At 68.4% G+C, this 16,429-nt stretch carries 15 protein-coding genes; 7 read left to right on the forward strand and 8 right to left on the reverse strand.

Annotated elements, in window-relative coordinates; translation table 11 throughout:
- Nucleotides 1-11: 11 nt before the first annotated feature.
- The 5 genes from CA2_RS07685 to CA2_RS07705 form a co-directional block, all read right to left on the reverse strand.
- Nucleotides 12-392, reverse strand: a complete 381-nt coding sequence (locus tag CA2_RS07685; RefSeq protein ID WP_042414945.1) for a Fur family transcriptional regulator — start codon at nt 390-392, stop codon at nt 12-14.
- A gap of 74 nt (nt 393-466) precedes the next feature.
- On the reverse strand, nt 467-1,651 hold the full coding sequence (locus tag CA2_RS07690) for an acetyltransferase domain-containing protein (protein WP_081888906.1): 1,185 nt from the start codon (nt 1,649-1,651) through the stop codon (nt 467-469).
- Between the two features lie 1,028 nt (nt 1,652-2,679).
- Complete coding sequence (locus tag CA2_RS07695) at nt 2,680-3,108, reverse strand: hypothetical protein (protein ID WP_052369868.1); 429 nt, start codon at nt 3,106-3,108, stop codon at nt 2,680-2,682.
- A gap of 505 nt (nt 3,109-3,613) precedes the next feature.
- Nucleotides 3,614-5,602 (reverse strand): Hsp70 family protein, encoded by a 1,989-nt coding sequence (locus tag CA2_RS07700; protein WP_081888907.1) that lies wholly within the window; start codon nt 5,600-5,602, stop codon nt 3,614-3,616.
- A gap of 3 nt (nt 5,603-5,605) precedes the next feature.
- Entirely contained in the window at nt 5,606-6,235 is a 630-nt protein-coding gene (locus CA2_RS07705) for a DUF2760 domain-containing protein (protein ID WP_042414837.1), read from the reverse strand.
- Nucleotides 6,236-6,482: 247 nt separating this feature from the next.
- Here CA2_RS07705 and CA2_RS07710 point away from each other — a divergent pair, with 247 nt between their 5' ends.
- The 5 genes from CA2_RS07710 (at nt 6,483) to CA2_RS07730 (ending at nt 10,382) form a co-directional block, all read left to right on the forward strand.
- Nucleotides 6,483-6,662 carry a hypothetical protein gene (locus CA2_RS07710; protein ID WP_042414840.1) on the forward strand — a complete coding sequence of 60 codons (180 nt, stop codon included), beginning with the start codon at nt 6,483-6,485 and terminating at the stop codon, nt 6,660-6,662.
- Nucleotides 6,663-6,811: 149 nt separating this feature from the next.
- Complete coding sequence (locus CA2_RS07715) at nt 6,812-7,690, forward strand: hypothetical protein (RefSeq protein WP_042414844.1); 879 nt, start codon at nt 6,812-6,814, stop codon at nt 7,688-7,690.
- 91 nt (nt 7,691-7,781) lie between these two features.
- Nucleotides 7,782-8,180 (forward strand): diacylglycerol kinase, encoded by a 399-nt coding sequence (locus tag CA2_RS07720; protein WP_042414956.1) that lies wholly within the window; start codon nt 7,782-7,784, stop codon nt 8,178-8,180.
- Nucleotides 8,181-8,254: 74 nt separating this feature from the next.
- Nucleotides 8,255-8,959: a riboflavin synthase gene (locus tag CA2_RS07725; protein ID WP_042414847.1), complete on the forward strand. Its 705-nt coding sequence runs from the start codon at nt 8,255-8,257 to the stop codon at nt 8,957-8,959.
- Between the two features lie 520 nt (nt 8,960-9,479).
- On the forward strand, nt 9,480-10,382 hold the full coding sequence (locus CA2_RS07730) for a transporter substrate-binding domain-containing protein (RefSeq protein WP_042414850.1): 903 nt from the start codon (nt 9,480-9,482) through the stop codon (nt 10,380-10,382).
- 125 nt (nt 10,383-10,507) lie between these two features.
- On the opposite strand, the gene CA2_RS07735 is transcribed toward CA2_RS07730, so the two are convergent.
- On the reverse strand, nt 10,508-11,449 hold the full coding sequence (locus tag CA2_RS07735) for a LysR family transcriptional regulator (protein WP_042414851.1): 942 nt from the start codon (nt 11,447-11,449) through the stop codon (nt 10,508-10,510).
- Between the two features lie 209 nt (nt 11,450-11,658).
- Between CA2_RS07735 and hglS the strand changes: the two genes are divergently transcribed.
- Together hglS and CA2_RS07745 are read left to right on the forward strand one after the other, a co-directional pair.
- Entirely contained in the window at nt 11,659-13,062 is a 1,404-nt protein-coding gene (gene hglS, locus CA2_RS07740) for a 2-oxoadipate dioxygenase/decarboxylase HglS (RefSeq protein ID WP_042414854.1), read from the forward strand.
- 61 nt (nt 13,063-13,123) lie between these two features.
- The gene (locus tag CA2_RS07745) at nt 13,124-14,374 is read left to right on the forward strand and encodes an aminotransferase-like domain-containing protein (RefSeq protein ID WP_245620908.1); all 1,251 of its coding nucleotides are present in this window, start codon (nt 13,124-13,126) and stop codon (nt 14,372-14,374) included.
- A gap of 32 nt (nt 14,375-14,406) precedes the next feature.
- On the opposite strand, the gene dkgB is transcribed toward CA2_RS07745, so the two are convergent.
- Nucleotides 14,407-15,213 (reverse strand): 2,5-didehydrogluconate reductase DkgB, encoded by an 807-nt coding sequence (gene dkgB, locus CA2_RS07750; protein ID WP_042414857.1) that lies wholly within the window; start codon nt 15,211-15,213, stop codon nt 14,407-14,409.
- 18 nt (nt 15,214-15,231) lie between these two features.
- Entirely contained in the window at nt 15,232-16,404 is a 1,173-nt protein-coding gene (locus CA2_RS07755; protein WP_042414860.1) for an MFS transporter, read from the reverse strand.
- Nucleotides 16,405-16,429 lie beyond the last annotated feature (25 nt).

Here is a 16,429-nt window from a genome sequence, read left to right on the forward strand (position 1 = left end):
GGTGTGCCCCCTCAGGCCGGCTGCGCCGCGCAGTCGCTGCAGCGGCCGTAGAGCGTGATTTCGTGGCTGTCCACCTCGAAGCCCGGGGGCGCCAGGCTGGCCAGATCGCCGGGGCAGGCATGCACGTCGAACACGCGCGCACAGACGCGGCACTGGAAGTGGTGGTGGTGGCCGTGGTGGGCCACCTCGTACATGGGGCTGCGCCCGGGCAGGTGCACCTCGCGCAGCAGGCCCTCCTCGGCCATGGCCTTGAGCGCGCGGTACACCGTGGCAATCCCCAGGCCCGGCAGCGTGGCCTGCGCCAGCTCCAGCACCTCCTGCGGCGCCAGCGGCCGGTCGGCCTGCGTCATGGCCTGCTGGATGGCGGTGCGCTGCTTGGTGGATCGTTGCATGGAGGAGTTCATGGCGGCGGGGGCGGCTTCTCAAGGAAGCGGTATTGTGCCGCCGTGGCCCCTCCGACGGTGGCCTACAGGTACTTGAGCCAGGTCAGGTCGCGCCGGCGCTGCTTGAGCGCGGCAAACCAGCGCACGGCCGGGTACAGGGCCACGGCCAGCAGGGCCGAGATCACCCACAGCCACAGCAGGCGGTCCAGCCCGAACAACTGGCCCTGGTTGGTGCCCCAGGCCGCCACCGCCGCCAGGTACATGCACTTCAGCACATACAGGTGCAGCACATAGAAGAACATGGGCGCCGCCCCCAGCGTGGCCAGCGGCGCCAGCCAGCGGGCACCGGCCCGCGCCTCGAACCCGCGCAGCAGCAGCAGGCCCACGCCCAGCGTCAGCAGCAGGAACAGCAGCGACGGCGGGTACTTGGTCACGTTGAACCAGGCCATGACCGTGTGCAGCGTGGTCGCCCCCGCCTGCCAGGGCGCATCGCCATAGACATTCAGCGTGCGCAGCAGCGCAAAGCCCAGCAGGCTGGCCACCCCCGCCACCAGCAGCAACTGCCGGCGCCGCGCTGCATCGCAGGCCTGGCCAAACCAGGGGCCGATGCCATAGCCCAGGGCGATCACGCCCACCCAGGGCAGCACCGGGTAGGAGGTGCGCAGCTGCACCCCGGCCAGCTCCAGCCAGCCCCGGTCATGCAGGATGGCCCAGGGCGCATGCAGCAGATGGCCGGCGGGGAAATGCAGGCCGTCCAGCAGGTTGTGCCCCGCCACCAGCACCACGCCCAGCACCAGCAAGGCCCGGCGCGGCAGCCACACCAGCATCGACAGCGCCAGCATGGACAGACCGATCGCCCAGATCACCTGCAGGAACACCTTGGCCGGCGGAAACTGGAAGGTCCAGGCGAAGTTGATCACCGTCACTTCCAGCAGCACCAGGAACAGGCCGCGCCGCCACAGAAAACCCGAGGCCGCCGCCCGCGCCTGCCCGGCATCGGCATGGCGGCTGGCGTACAGGTAGGCACTCAGCCCCGTCAGGAACACAAACACCGGCGCGCACAGGTGCGCCAGCATGCGCGGGACAAACAGGCCCGGCGGCGTGTCGGCCACCACCATCGGGTCGGGCACCTGCAGGTGCAGGTAAAAGGTTTCGCGGACATGGTCCAGCAGCATGAACAGCATGACCAGGCCACGCAGCGCATCGATGGATTGCAGCCGGCCAGCGCCAGCCAGCGCACTGGGCGCAGAAGCAGAGAAGTTTTTCACGGTTTATTGATAAGGATTTATCAATATCATACCGATGCATGCCCAGCATTCGGCCAGTTGTGAGGTGGGCGCCCTGTTGGCGAGCAGGGTTTTGGGGGTGGCTTGAAAAGAGGAGCATGTAGCGCTTGCTGGATAAGCGCTAGAGGCTGATTTGGTGCTGGTTGCTGTTTTGGCTTTTGCCGGCCGCTTGTCGCGCGGCAGGCGACTTCCTTTTCTTGCTCGTGCAAGCAAAGTAAGCAAAAGAAGCGCGCCCTGCTGCCCGTGACCCTGCGCTGCGCTCCGGGCAACCTGCGGTGCTCGGTCCCAGGGTGGGGCCGCAGAACTCACTGCGCTCCTGCGGCGCCTCGGCACAGGTCGAAGGGGTGAGAGGCGGAACCCCGTGCCTGCATGCGCTGTGTGTGGGGGTGGAAAGTTCTTTTCAACCATGTGAGCAGGTGGCGCTTGCTACATCAGCGCTAGAGGCTGATTTGATGCTGATTGTTGTTTGAGATTTTGCTGGCCGCTTGTCGCGCGGCAGGCGACTTACTTTTCTTGCTTGCACAAGAAAAGTAAGCAAAAGAAGTGCACACCTCTACCCGTGCCCCTTTGGGCTTTGCTACGCAAAACCCAAGCGGGCAGCCTCTGTGCTCGATCCCAGGGTAGGGCCGCAGAACTCACTGCGCGGCTATGCCGCTCCGTTCAAACAGCTGCGGCCAGTCAGGTCACGAAGCCGATGCGTCCTACGGCGCATCGGCCCACCCTGCGCTCTGCGCGCCTCGGCACGGGCAGAAGGGGTAGGTGGCGAGACCCTGTGCCTGCTTGCTCTGTGCGTGGGGGTAGAAAGTTTTTTTCAGCAATGTGAGCAGGTGGCGCTTGCTGGATAAGCGCTAAAGGCTGATTTGGCTCTGATTGTTGTTTGAGGTTTTGCTGGCCGCTTGTCGCGCGGCAGGCGACTTCCTTTCCTTGCTTTCCCAAGAAAAGGAAGCAAAAGAAAGGAACCCTGCTAGCGCCACGTATTGGCAGCCCCCATGCCGACACTTTATGAGCAGTTAATTTTTTTGATCCCAACCAGTAACGTAGCCGTCTTCCACCGTGATTCGAAGACCAAACCGGTTGCCACCCTGATGGCGGTATTTCCACACATCGCGCGTCTTAGTTTTAAGAAGCTTGTGATCCACAGCAACTGGTGGGCCAAGGGCATCAAGCAGCTGCGCCTCACTTTGCCCTTGCCAAAAATATCCTTGAAATATTTTTTGCACCACCTCTTCGTTCGCGTACTTCCCTCGCAGATAGAGCAGACGCTTTTGCTTCTTGTCGTGCTGAAACCAAAAGAAGAATGCCACCGCTCCGGCAAGCACAACGACGGGAATGATCCAGCCCACGGCTTCGAAAATCTTTGCGATACCAGCAATAGGAAGCGCAATCAGTGCAAAAACTCCTATGCCCGTGCTCTCCGCCTTTGTAAATCGACGCGCCATGCGCTTTCTCCTCAGTTATCTAATTGGGGTTATCGACGGCATACCAGATGCATGTCCAGCTCGCCTCGGACTATAGAAAATTTGCAGGTCCAGAAGCAATGAAGTTGTCGTGCCGTTCAAACGGACCATCCTCTTTGCCCAACGCACAGCGCCACCCGCGCGCGCAAGCGTCGCGCGCCCCATCTCGTGGATGTTCCTCATATTTCCGGCGGCTGTTTGAACGCAGCGACGCAGGAGCGCAGTGAGTTCCGCCGGACAGCCGCCTGCAAGGCGCGCCTTTTCTTTCCCCGGTTTCTTTTGGCAAGACAAAAGAAATCGGGTCGCCGCCGCGCGATAAGCGGCCTCTGCAAGCAAACACACAACAAAAACATAGCTACATGCGCAATCCCCAAAAGCGCTAGAGCCAAAAAACACTAAAAAAACACCCACCAAACAAAAAGCCTGCTGACCACCAGGCCAGCAGGCTTTGAAAAGCTCTTTTCACAAGCTGGAGCGAGGAGGCCGCTTACCCCTCGTCAGACGCAGTCTCCGCACGCACATCGAATTCCACCTTCCAGCGCTCCGTGCCGCCCACCGGCACGGCATTCAGCTCCAGGGTGCCAATGTCGGTGACGCGCGCCGCCAGGGTGACGGGGACGACCTCGCCAGCCGCGCGGCCGGCGGCGGGCAGGTGCAGTTCGATCTCCTGCAGCTCGACCAGCTCCTCGGGGCCCCAGAAGTCCAGCATGGTGCCCACGGCGTCACTGCGGCGCACGCTGGAGCCGAAGAAGCGCAGGCGCACGGGTTCGCCCACGACCAGGCCCAGCTCCAGGTCGCTCAGCGCGGCCTCGGTGCCCTCTTCCATGCCAAACGGGGCCAGGCACAGGGCGGAAATGGGCGGCTCCATGCCGGGGATGGCGGGCATGTTGGACTCCACGCCCACGTAGTACGACTGGGCCGTGCCGCCACGGATGCGCACGCCGCGGCCGGTGGTGGTGATGTGGCCGTAGTAGGCCGCTCCCCGGGCGACGGCCAGGTCCAGGTTGGCGCCATCCAGCAGGCGCGCGGGCTCGCAGGCCTCGTCGTCCAGCCAGCCGTTGATGACTTCCAGGATGCGCTGCTCGATCTGCGGGGCCTTGAGCACGCCGCCGTTGAACAGGATGGCCGTGGGGTGCAGGAAGGTGGAGCCGTCCACCTGGTCACCGTTCAGGCCGTCGATCTCGGCCAGGGCGTGGACCTGGCGCGTCAGGAAGGCGGCCAAGTGGCGCGTGACGGCGGCGTCCTGCGCATAGGGCAGGCCCAGCTGCGTGAGCGCGGCGCGGGCGCGGATCTGGGGCTTGTCGCTGACCTGGACTTTGGGGAAGAAGCCTTCGACCAGCAGGGCCAGCACTTCGTCGCGCGTAACTTCGGTGCGGATGCTGCCGCCGATCAGCTTGCTGCCCCGGCTGGGCACGACCACGGGCACAGCCTGCAGGTGGGCATCGGCCAGCAATTGCTCTTTGGCGGCACGGCAGCCGTGGGCCAGGGCGCGGGTCTGCCAGGCGTCCAGCGGCTTGCCCTCTTGCGCCAGCTTGCGCGCCACGCCATAGGCCAGGGCCAGGTCCATGTTGTCGCCACCCAGCAGGATGTGCTCGCCCACGGCAATGCGCTGCAGCGCCAGGTTGCCGTCGCGCTCCAGCACGGCGATCAGGGACAGGTCGGTGGTGCCACCGCCCACGTCCACCACCAGGATGATGTCGCCGTGGCGCACCTGCTTGCGCCACTGGCCGCCGCTGGCCTGGATCCAGCTGTACAGCGCGGCCTGGGGCTCTTCCAGCAGCGTCAGATTGTGGAAGCCGGCGGCCTTGCAGGCCTCGGCCGTCAGCTCGCGCGCGGCGGGGTCGAACGAGGCGGGGATGGTGACGGTGATGTCTTGCTGGGCGAACGGGGCCTCGGGGTGGGCCTGCTCCCAGGCCCAGCGCAGGTGTTCCAGATAGCGTGTGGAGGCGGTCAGCGGCGAGATGCGCGCGACTTCAGCCGGGGCATCGGCCGGCAGGATGGCCGCGCGGCGGTCCACACCGGGGTGGCACAGCCAGCTTTTGGCGCTGGACACCAGGCGGATGGGCGTGGCCGCGCCGCGGCTGCGGGCGAATTCGCCGGTGATGAAGGCGCTGTCGGCTGCGTGTGGCGCCTGGCCGGGCAGCGTGCGCTCGGCCACGGTCAGTTCGCTCTCGTGCGGCAGGTACAGGAAGGAGGGCAGCAGCGGCTGGCCCGCCACGCTGGCGGGCGCGGTGAGCTGGGGAATGTCCAGCACGCCCTGCACCACCTGTTCGCCGTCGCTGGCGGCCTTGTCCACATAGGACAGCGCGCAGTGCGTGGTGCCCAGGTCAATGCCGATGCTGTAGCGCGCGCCCGCAGTTTTCAAGCCATTTTGGCCTGCAGCGCTGGTGGTGTCTTCGCTGGGTGCTACGGTATTTGCAGGCGCGGCCGCGGGTGGTACCGCCCCGGCGGCGGCGATGGAAGCCAGCATGTTCATGGTTTACAGCTCCACCTCGGCCTGGGCCAGCACCTTGGCGGCCTGGGGGTCGGTCAGCTGAGGCAGCTGCACCTGCGTCACCTGCCAGCCGCGGTGGCCCAGGGTGCCGGTGAAGGGCGCCTGGCCGACGACATGGCCGGTCAGGCGCACGGCGGCGGCGTCAAACCCGGCGGGCAAGGTGATGCGCGCGCCCTCGGCCTCGGGGCGCACGGGGGCGATCGTGAAGTGCTCACCCAGCACCTTGCGGCAGCCGGCGTGCACCACGCGGGCGGCGGCGCCAATCTCGGCGTCGGTGTAGGGGGGCACGTCTTCCTGGATGAAGTCCACGAAGCGCGCCTCGCGCTGCAGCAGGCCCAGCAGTTGCAGGGCGGCGGTGTCGGTGGGTACCTCGACGCGCAGCTCGACCGTCTTTTCGACGATGGTTTCCACGGGCACTTCCACGCGGACCTCGACGATCTTCTCGACGGGCACCTCGACACGGATTTCGCGCGGCGCGACGTCGGCGGCCAGGGCCTCACCGGCGCGCAGGCGGGTCACATCGGCGGCCAGGCGGCCATTGCCCAGGATGGCGAAGAAGCTGCCGATCGCGATGGCGATGCGGCTCAGGAACGAGGGAGGGGTATTGGAGCTCATGGTGGGTCTCAGGCCAGGCCGGCATCCGTGCACAGGCACCGGGGATGCAGGTCCGCAAAAAATGGGGACAGGGCGCGCGGGGCGGGGCCGCGCCACACGCCGGCTGACGGGCGCGCGCCCGCAGGAGGGCCGATGTTACCCAAAGCCCTATGCCTTGACCGGCGCCAAGGCTTCCGGGCGAATGTCGCACTGCTGCGTGCCGGCATCCGCATCGCACCATAATGGTGCCTTCACATCCATCCTTCCCATGGTCTCCACGCTCGCACCGACCCTCGCCGGCTTGCGCCTTGCGGCTTTCGCCCAGGTGCCGCAGGCCTGTGCCCGCGTGCTGCGGCACCAGCGCACACGCCGCCATGGCGTGCCGACCGCCTTCGTGAGCCTCAGCGGCGTCACGGCCATGCTTTCCGCCGCCGTGCGGAAGGTGTAAGACCCACACCCTCTTCCCTCCGCACGGCCGCCACCTCTTGCACACCGCAAGGGCGCCTGCGCCACCACGGCCCCACCACGTCTGCTGCGACGTTCCGGCCCCGCCACGCGCCCGTTCTCCCCCTCCCCCGGAACCGACGAGCTTGCACCATGGACATGGAACTGACCCAAACCTTCTTGCGCGGCAAAAACCCCTGCGCCACCGGCTACCGCTGGTTTGTGCGCCACGAGCTGGGCGGGAAGGACTACCAGAGCGCTATGGACACCCAGGTGCGCGCCGGCCGCGTCGAGGATGCGCGCTGGCTGCTGCAGAACTTCGGCCCTACCAACACGGTGCTGGAGCTGGACCACCTGGAGGCCGACCACTGCGTGTTCGCCGGCACGCTGATCGTGCACGGCGACGTGCGCGTGCCCGGCCAGCTGCTGGTGGGCCGCAGCCTGCAGGTGGGCGGGGGTCTGCGCGCCGGCCAGGTGGAGGTGGGCGAGGACCTGCACAGCGGCGGCGCCCTCTTTGCCGACACGCTGCTGCAGGCCGGTGGCAGCATCAAGGCGGCCTGGAGCGTGGACGTGCAGGGCCAGCTGCGCGCCGAGGAGCTGCGCACCGGCTGGGAGCTGCGTTGCGGCGGCCCGGTGGCGCTGCGCGGCAGCGCCTTCATCGGCCAGGACGTGGAGGTGCAGGCCGGCCTGCACTGCGGCAAGGGCCTGCGCGCCGGGGGTGCGGTGGCAGTGCAGGGGCTGCTGGAGGTGGGCGACGGCCTGGCGGCCCAGGGCGACATCGTCTGCGGCAACCACATCCAGGCCGGCTGGGGCATCAAGGCGCGCGGCGACATCCGTGCGGCCTGCAGCATCCGCGCGGGCGAAACCCTGCAGGCCGAGGGCGAGATCGCCGCTGGCCCGGGCTATGACGTGTTTGCCGGCATGAACGTGCAGATGGACGCCTGGCCGGACTGCGCCTGGGTGCGCGCCCTGCGCAAGCCGCAGGCCCTGATCAGCGGCTGGTGGGAAGAGCAGGCGCCGGCCTGGGCCTGAGCCCACGGCCCCGCGCCCGGGCCGCATGGCCGACCGACCCGCCGCCGCGCGCTATGCTTGCGGCTTTCCTGACCTGCGCGAGCGCCCAACCATGCCCCCTGAGATCGAAGCCGTAGACGCCCAAAAGCACCGCCGCGGGCTGTCGCGCATCTGGCACGCCTATGGCTATTCCGTGGCCGGCCTGGTCACGGGCTTCAGGGAGTCGGCCGCCTTTCGCCAGGAAGTGCTGCTGGCGCTGTGCCTGCTGCCCGCCAGCTTCTGGCTGGGGCAGACCTGGGTGGAAACCGCGCTGCTGGCCGTGGTCGTGGTGCTGGTGCTGATCACCGAGCTGCTGAACACAGGCATCGAGGCGGCCATCGACCGCATCGGCCCGGAATGGCACGCCCTGTCCAAGATGGCCAAGGACGTGGGCAGCGCCGCCGTGCTGCTGAGCCTGCTGCTGTGCGGCGGCGTCTGGGCGGCGGCACTGTACCAGCGCTTCGGCGGCTGATTGCCCGCACCGCCGCCGTGCCGCGGCGGCGCGCCGTACACTGCGCAGTCACTGTTTCTTCGAGGGCCCACCCCGTGTTCACCGGCATCATCCAAGCCGTGGCAAGCATTGCCGCGCTGCACGACCAGGACGGTCTGCGCACCTTCACCATGGAATTTCCCGCAGGCTTCTGCCAGGACCTGGCGATTGGCGCCAGCGTCTCGCACGACGGCGTGTGCCTGACGGTGACCGAGTTGCTGTCGCCCACCCGCGCCACCTTCGACGTGATGCAGCAGAGCCTGGCCATCACCACGCTGGGCCAGTACCAGGTGGGCGACGTGCTGAACGTGGAGCGCGCCGCCAAGGATGGCGCCGAGATCGGCGGCCACCCGCTGTCCGGCCACGTCGATTTCACCGCGTCGGTGCTGGAGGTGCTGAGCACCGAAACCAACCACAAGATCCGCTTCGGCATCCCCGAGGCCTTCCGCCCCTACGTGTTCGCCAAGGGCTACATCGCCATCAATGGCGCCAGCCTGACGGTGGCCGAGGTGGACCGCCAGGCCGGCTGGTTCGAGGTCTGGCTGATCCCCGAGACCCTGCGCATGACGGTCTTCGGCCACAAGCGCGTGGGCGACCTGGTCAACATCGAGATCGAACGCAGCACCCAGGTGGTGGTGGACACGGTGCGCGAGACCGTCGAGGCCAGCCTGGGCCGCCTCAAGCCGGTGCTGGAAGCCCTGCTGCAGGAAAAAGGCCTGCGTCTGGACGACTTCGTGGACGTGCCGCGCATGCCGTCCTGAGCCGGGCGATTGCATGCCGCAACGGCCTGCCACGCAGATACAGCGTGCGCAGGCCGCTATTTTTTTCAGCGCTGCACGGCGGCAGCGCGGCCGCATACACCGGCACCGGCGGCAGGGTGGCGCCGCAACTCGATGGCACCTAGCAGCGAGCGCCCCACAGGTCCACCTGCACCAGCCTGCTGCGCGGGCCCAAGCTGCTGCGGTGGCGGCAGCGCCTGCAGGCCCCACGCCCCACCATCGCCAACCACCAACCCCGGCCACCGGGCTGCGCCGGGTGGCAGACCAGGCCCCCTGACAGCCTCAGCGCTGCAGGCGCAGCCCGGGCACGGCGCTGGCCGCCAGCGCACCATGGCAGGGCGGGGTCATGCAGGGCCCACATGACCTCCTTCCGTTTCATCGTTATGACAGGGCCAGCATTTACGGGATAGTTGATGCAAGTGCTTGACGCAGCGCAGCCACCACGATCTGCCGCGATCAGCACGACCCTTGCCCCGCCTGCTGTTTTGGAAGGAAAAGAAGAATGCGCTTTCTGGTACGTCGCCTCACCCTGGCCTGTTCGCTGTTGACCGCCGCCCTGGGCGCCCATGCCCAATCCGTGGAGGGCAGCACGCTGTCCAAGATCGAGAAGGCCGGCAAGGTCGTGATCGGGGTGCGCGAAAGCTCGGCCCCGATGGCCTATGCGCTGGGCTCCAACAGCAAGTTCGTGGGCTACCACGTGGAGCTGTGCGAGAAGGTGCTGGCGCAGATCGCCCCCAAGGCCACCATCGAATACCTGTCGATGACGGCGCAAAACACCCTGCCCCTGGTGCAGAACGGCACGGTGGACCTGGGCTGCGGCCCGACGACCAACAACCTGGGCCGCCAAAAGCAGGTGGCCTTCGCCCTGACCACCTACGTCAGCGAGGTGCGCATGGCCGTGCGCGCGGATTCGCCCGTGACCTCGTTCAAGCAGCTCAACGGCAAGACCGTGGCCGCCTCGGCCGGCACCACCGCCGTGCAGCTGCTGCGCAAGTACGGCCGCGAGCACAACGTGGAACTGCCCACCGTGCTGGGCAAGGACCACTTTGAAAGCTTTCTGATGCTGGAGTCGGGCCGCGCCGAAGCCTTTGTGCTGGACGACAACCTGCTGGCCGGCGTGATCGCCAACTCCAAGGCGCCCCAGGGCTACAAGATCGTCGGCGAGGTGCTGGGCTCGGAACCCATCGCCCTGCTGTTCCGCAAGGACGACCCGAGCTTCAAGCAGGCCGTGGACGGGGCGCTGCGCCAGATGATGCAGTCTGGCGAAGTGGCCAAGATCTACGACAAGTGGTTCATGCAGCCCATCCCGCCCAAGGGTGCGCCGCTGAACCTGCCCATGGGCGACACGCTCAAGCGCCTGATGCAGGAGCCCAACGACAAGCCGCTGGAAGCCTACGCCAGCTGAACGGGCTGCGCACTCGGCCGCTCGGTAGCTATGTAAACCAAAGCGGCTGGCGCACGCCAAACATGGGTTTCACACCCATTGCGACTTGAAACCGAATCAGGAGCTGCGCCAGCAGCTCCTTTTTTTTATGGCTTCGCCGGCACCGACCAGCCTTCGGCCGAGGCCAGCATGAAATCGCCCGCGGCCGCCTGCAGCCAGGTGCGCAGCGCCTGCAGCGGCGGGTAGTCGCCGCGGCTGGTGGGCCAGACCAGGTAGTAGCGCTCGGCGCTTTCCATCTCCGGCAGCTGCGGCAGGGCGCGCACCAGGTCGCCCTGGGCCAGCTCGCGCTCGATCAGAAAGCGCGGCAGCAGCGCCACGCCGACGCCGGCAATCGCCGCCTGCGCGGCGGTGGCGAACTGGTCGAACAGCATGCCCTGCGGATCGCCACTGGTCACGGCATGGCCGTGCAGCCAGCGCCGCCACGCATCCGGGCGCGAGGCCAGGTGCAGCAGCGGCGCCTGCAGCAGATCCTGCGGCTGGCTGAAGCCGTACTGCGCCTGCACCTGCGGGCTGCAGGCCGGCACCACGGTCTCGGTCATCAGCAGCGCCATCTCGGCCCCCGGCCAGTGCGGCAGGCCGAAATGGATGGCGGCGTCCACAGCCTCGAGCTGGAAGTCGAACTGCGACAGCCGCGTGGTCAGGTTGATGGTGATGCCAGGGTGCGCGCTGAGGAACTGCGGCAGCCGCGGCGCCAGCCAGCGCGTGCCGAAGGTGGGCAGGATGGCCAGGTTCAGGCTGCCGCCCTGGGGATTGGCCTTGAAGCCCAGCGTGGCACTGGCGATGCGCGCCAGCGCGCCGCGGATCTCCTGCGCATAGGCATGGCCGGCGGGGCTCAGGCGCACGGTCTGGCGCTCGCGCACGAACAGCTCGGCCTGCAGGCGCTCTTCCAGCGCGCGGATCTGCCGGCTGACGGCGCTTTGCGTCAGGTGCAGCTCGGCTGCCGCTGCCGTGAAGCTCTGGTGCCGCGCCGCCGCCTCGAAGGCGCACAGCAGGGACATGGGGGGCAGGAAACGGCGGGACAGCTGCATGGAAGAACACTCCGGGGGAACAAGGGCGGCACGCGCCCGCCAGCGGGCTGCGCGCCGCAGGTCATTCTGTATGGGTATGACCTGGGGGTCAGATTATCGTTTGACCCAGGTCAATCCGCCCCCCTACATTCCCCCATACGCAGGGGCGCTGCCGGTGCCGCCACATGGCCGCCCCGCCCCTTTCCCCCGGAACCCGACTGCCCCCCCTCATGAGCACCACGCACCACACCCCTGCCCACCTGGTCTCCAGCGACGAGATTCGCACCCGCTTCTCGCGCGCCATGTCCGAGATGTACCGCACCGAAGTGCCCCAGTACGGCACGCTGGTGGAGCTGGTGGCCGACATCAACGCCCAGGTGCTGCAGGCCGACCCTGCCCTGCAGGCGCAGATGGCGCACAGCGGCGAGCTGCCACGCCTGGACGTGGAGCGCCACGGCGCCATCCGCGTGGGCACGGCCCAGGAGCTGGCCACGCTGCGCCGCCTGTTTGCCGTCATGGGCATGCAGCCCGTGGGCTATTACGACCTGTCGGTGGCCGGCGTGCCCGTGCACTCCACCGCCTTCCGCCCGGTCACGGATGCGGCCCTGCTGGCCAACCCGTTCCGCGTCTTCACCTCGCTGCTGCGCCTGGAGCTGATCGCCGACCCGGCCCTGCGCGCGCAGGCGGCCGCCATCCTGGCGCGGCGCAACATCTTCACCCCCGGTGTGTTGGAGCTGATCGTCCAGGCCGAAGCCGCCGGCGGCCTGGACAGTGCCGACGCCGACCGCTTCGTGCGGGAAGCGCTGGAAACCTTCCGCTGGCACAGCGAGGCCACCGTGGATGCCGCCACCTACGACGCGCTGCAAAAGTCCCACCGCCTGGTGGCCGATGTGGTGTGCTTCAAGGGCCCGCACATCAACCACCTGACGCCGCGCACCCTGGACATCGACGCCGCCCAAGCCGCCATGCCCGCACGCGGCATGGATGCCAAGGACGTGGTCGAAGGCCCGCCGCGCCGCGCCTGCCCCATCCTGCTGCGTCAGACCAGCTTCAAGGCCCTCAAGGAGGCCGTGCGCTTCACCGATGCCGGGGCGGACCGTGCCGGTGCGCACACCGCGCGCTTCGGCGAGATCGAGCAGCGCGGCGTCGCCCTGACGCACCAGGGCCGCGCCCTGTACGACCGCCTGCTGGGCGAGGTGCGCAGCATGGGCAATGCCGGCAGCGCCGCGGCCGACTACCCCACGCGCCTGGCACAGGCCTTCGCCCAATTCCCCGACAGCCACGCCGAGCTGCGCCGCCAGGGCCTGGCCTTCTACCGCTACAGCCTGACGGCCCAGGGCCAGGCGCAGGCAGGCGATCTGGCGGCCGACGCCGACCTGGAACAACTGCTGGCCCAAGGCCTGGCCCAGGCCGACCCCATCACCTACGAAGACTTCCTGCCCGTGAGCGCAGCCGGCATCTTCCAGTCCAACCTGGGCGGGGATGAGCAAAAGCACTACCAGGCCCACGCCGCGCAACAGGCCTTCGAGGCCGACCTCGGTGCCCCGGTGCTCGACGAGATCGCGCTGTACGCGCAGGCGCAGCAGCGCTCCATCGACGCCGTGCGCGCCGCCCTGGGCGCCGTGGCCGCCTGAACGCCCCGCCTGGCCCCGGCGGCCGGAGCGATCCGGCCGCCACCTGACTGGATTGCCCTGTATGCACACCCCTTCCACGGCGGACGGCATGGCCGCCTTCGCCCCGCTGTTTGCCGAGCCCGCGGGCTCGCCCATCCGGGAGCTGTTCCCCTACCTCAGCCGCCCCGGCATGATTTCCCTGGCGGGGGGCTATCCCTCGCCCAGCCTGTTCGATGCCGAGGGACTGGCGGCCGCGGCCACCCAGGCCCTGGGCCAGGGCCCGGCGCTGCTGCAATATGGCGCCACTGAAGGCCTGCCCGTGCTGCGCGAAGCCCTGGCCGGCCAATGCCAGGCGCGCGGCATGGCGGCCGCCGCCAGCGACATCCTGGTGACCACCGGCTCGCAGCAGGCGTTCGACCTGCTGGTGCGCGTGCTGGTGGCCCCCGGCGACACCGTGCTGGTGGAAGTGCCCGCCTACCCCGCCACCTTGCAGGCCCTGCGCCTGGCGCAGGCGCACATCGTGCCGGTGCCCATGGACGCCGAGGGGCTGCAGACCGAGGCCCTGGCGCAGTTGCTGGCCGAGCTGCCCGCCGCACAGCGGCCCAAGCTGCTGTACACGGTGCCCAATTTCTCCAACCCCCGCGGTACCTTGCTGAGCGCAGCGCGCCGCAGCGCCCTGGTGGAGCTGGCACAGCGCTATGGTTTTTGGGTGGTGGAAGACGATCCGTACGGTGAACTGCGCTTCGATGCCGCCGGCGGGGACGCAACGCCCCCACCCGCCACCGTCTACGCCACCGCCCAGCAGGCGGTGGGTGCAGGGCGCAACCCGGTGCTCTACCTGTCCAGCCTGTCCAAGACCGTGGCGCCGGCGCTGCGCGTGGGCTGGATGCTGGGCGATGCCGCCGTGCTGCGCCGCTGCACCATCGCCAAGCAGACCGTGGACCTGTGCACCGCGCCGCTGACCCAGGCCATGGCCGCCTGCTACCTGCACAGCGGCCGCTACCCGGCCACGGTGGAGCGCGCGCGCGCCACCTACCAGCAGCGCATGCAGACCCTGGTGCAGGGCTTGCAGCAGCACCTGCCCGGCCACATCCGCTGCAGCCCACCGGCGGGCGGGATGTTTGTCTGGGCCCAGATCGACCACGGCATCGACCCGCAGCGCCTGTTTGACGCGGCCGTGGCCGCCCAGGTGCTGTACGTGCCGGGGCAGGCGTTCTTCCCGCACGCCCCGGACCGCCACACCATGCGCTTGTCGTTCGCCGCGCCGGATGTGCCGCAGATCGAGCAGGCCGTGCAGCGCCTGGTCCACGCCGTGGCCCAGGCGCGCGACTGACACGGCACGGTGGCGGGGGAGCGCCCCGCGCCTCAGTCCCAGGCGGGCGCCAGCCCTTCGGGGTTGACCTCGCGGCCATGGCGCTCCAGCGTGGCGATCGCGGCCATGTCCTCGGCATCCAGGGTCAGATCCTGCGCGCGCAGATTGCTGGCCAGGTGCTCGCGCCGGGTCGAGGAGGGAATCACCGCATAGCCCAGCTGCAGCGCCCAGGCCAGGGCCACCTGGGCCACGGTGGCTTGGTGCTTGGCCGCAATCCGGGCCAGCACCGGGTCCTGCAGCACCTTGCCGTAGGCCAGCGTCATGTACGAGGTGACGGCAATCCCCTGCGCCTGCAGGAAGGCCGTCAGCCGGTGGTTTTGCAGGTAGGGGCTCAGCTCGATCTGGTTGGTGGCGATCTCGCCGGGGCCCACGATGTCGATGGCTTGCTGCGTGAACGCGATGTTGAAGTTGGAGATGCCGATCTGGCGGGTCAGGCCCAGGGCCTTGGCCTCGGCCAGGGCCGCCATCGTTTCAGCCAGTGCCACGCCGTTGCCGGGCGCAGGCCAGTGGATCAGCGTCAGGTCCACCTGGTCGGTGCGCAGCTTCGCCAGGCTCTCGCGCAGGCTGGGCACCAGCCGGGCCCGGCTGTAGTGCTCGGTCCAGATCTTGGTGGTCACGAACAGCTCGGAACGCGGAACGCCGCTCTCGGCGATGGCCTGGCCGACTTCGGCCTCGTTGCCATAGATCTGCGCGGTATCGATGGCGCGGTAGCCCACGTCCAGCGCATTGCGCACCGAGTCGATCACGGTCTGGCCGTTCAGGCGAAAGGTGCCGACGCCAAAGCAAGGGATGTTGGTCATATCAAGACTCCAGAAAAATCACAAGGAAGAAGTGCAGACAGCCGCCGGACTGCGGTCACGCCGGCCCAGCCAGGCCAGCCCCAGGCCGCTGGCGGCCAGGGCCGCGCCCACCAAGGGCACGGCGGCATAGCCCCAGCCCAGGCTGATCACCAGCCCACCCAGCGCCGCCCCCAGGGCGTTGCCCAGGTTGAAGGCGCCCACATTCACGGACGAGGCCAGACTGGGCGCCTGGGCTGCCGCCTGCATCACCCGCATCTGCACCGGCGGCACGATGCCAAAGGCCGCTGCCCCCCACACCACCAGACCGATGGCGGCCCCCAGCTGGGTCATCAGCAGCAGCGGCAGCACGGCCATGGTCAGGGCCAGCGTCGCCAGGATGAGCAGGGTGGCGCCGTCGAGCGACCAGTCGGCCAGCCGTCCTCCCAGGCTGTTGCCCAGGGTGAAACCGACCCCGATCAGCACCAGTGCCAGGGCCACAAAGCCGGGGCTGGCCTGCGTCAGCTCGGTCAGCACCGGTGCCACGTAGGTGTAGAGCGCGAACATCGCCCCCGACCCGAGGACCGTGGTCCCCATGGCCAGCAACACGGACGGCTGCACCAGCACCGCCAGCTCACGGCGCACGTTGGGGCGCGGGCCGGCCTCGCCTGCGGGCAGTGCCAGCCAGAGGGCAACCATCGTGATCAGGCCCAGCACGGCGGTGCCGCCGAACGCCAGGCGCCAGCCCAGTTGCTGCCCGACCCAGGTCGCCACCGGCACGCCACCGATGTTGGCCACGGTCAGGCCCATGAACATGGCCGCGATCGCGCTGGCCTGCTTGTCCTTGGGCACGACGCTGGCGGCCACCACGGCCCCGATGCCAAAGAACGCCCCGTGGTTGAGGCTGGTGATCAGCCGCGACAGCAGCAGGCTGGTGTAGCCCGGCGCCAGGGCGGACAGCAGGTTGCCGACCGTGAAGATCAGCATCAGCGCCACCAGCGCCTTGCGGCGGCCCCAGCGGCTGAACAGCAGGGTCATCACCGGCGCGCCCAGCATCACGCCGATGGCATAGGCCGACACCAGCATGCCGGCCGTGGGAATGCTGACCTGCACGCCCTCGGCAATCACCGGCAGCAGACCCATGGGACTGAACTCGGTCGTGCCGATGGCAAATGCACCCACGGCCAACGCAAACAAAGCAAGAGAAGATTTCATGGCCAGCAGTGTGCCCGCTTAATAT

Source organism: Comamonas aquatica NBRC 14918, from assembly GCF_000739875.1.
GTDB classification, from domain to species: domain Bacteria; phylum Pseudomonadota; class Gammaproteobacteria; order Burkholderiales; family Burkholderiaceae_C; genus Comamonas; species Comamonas aquatica.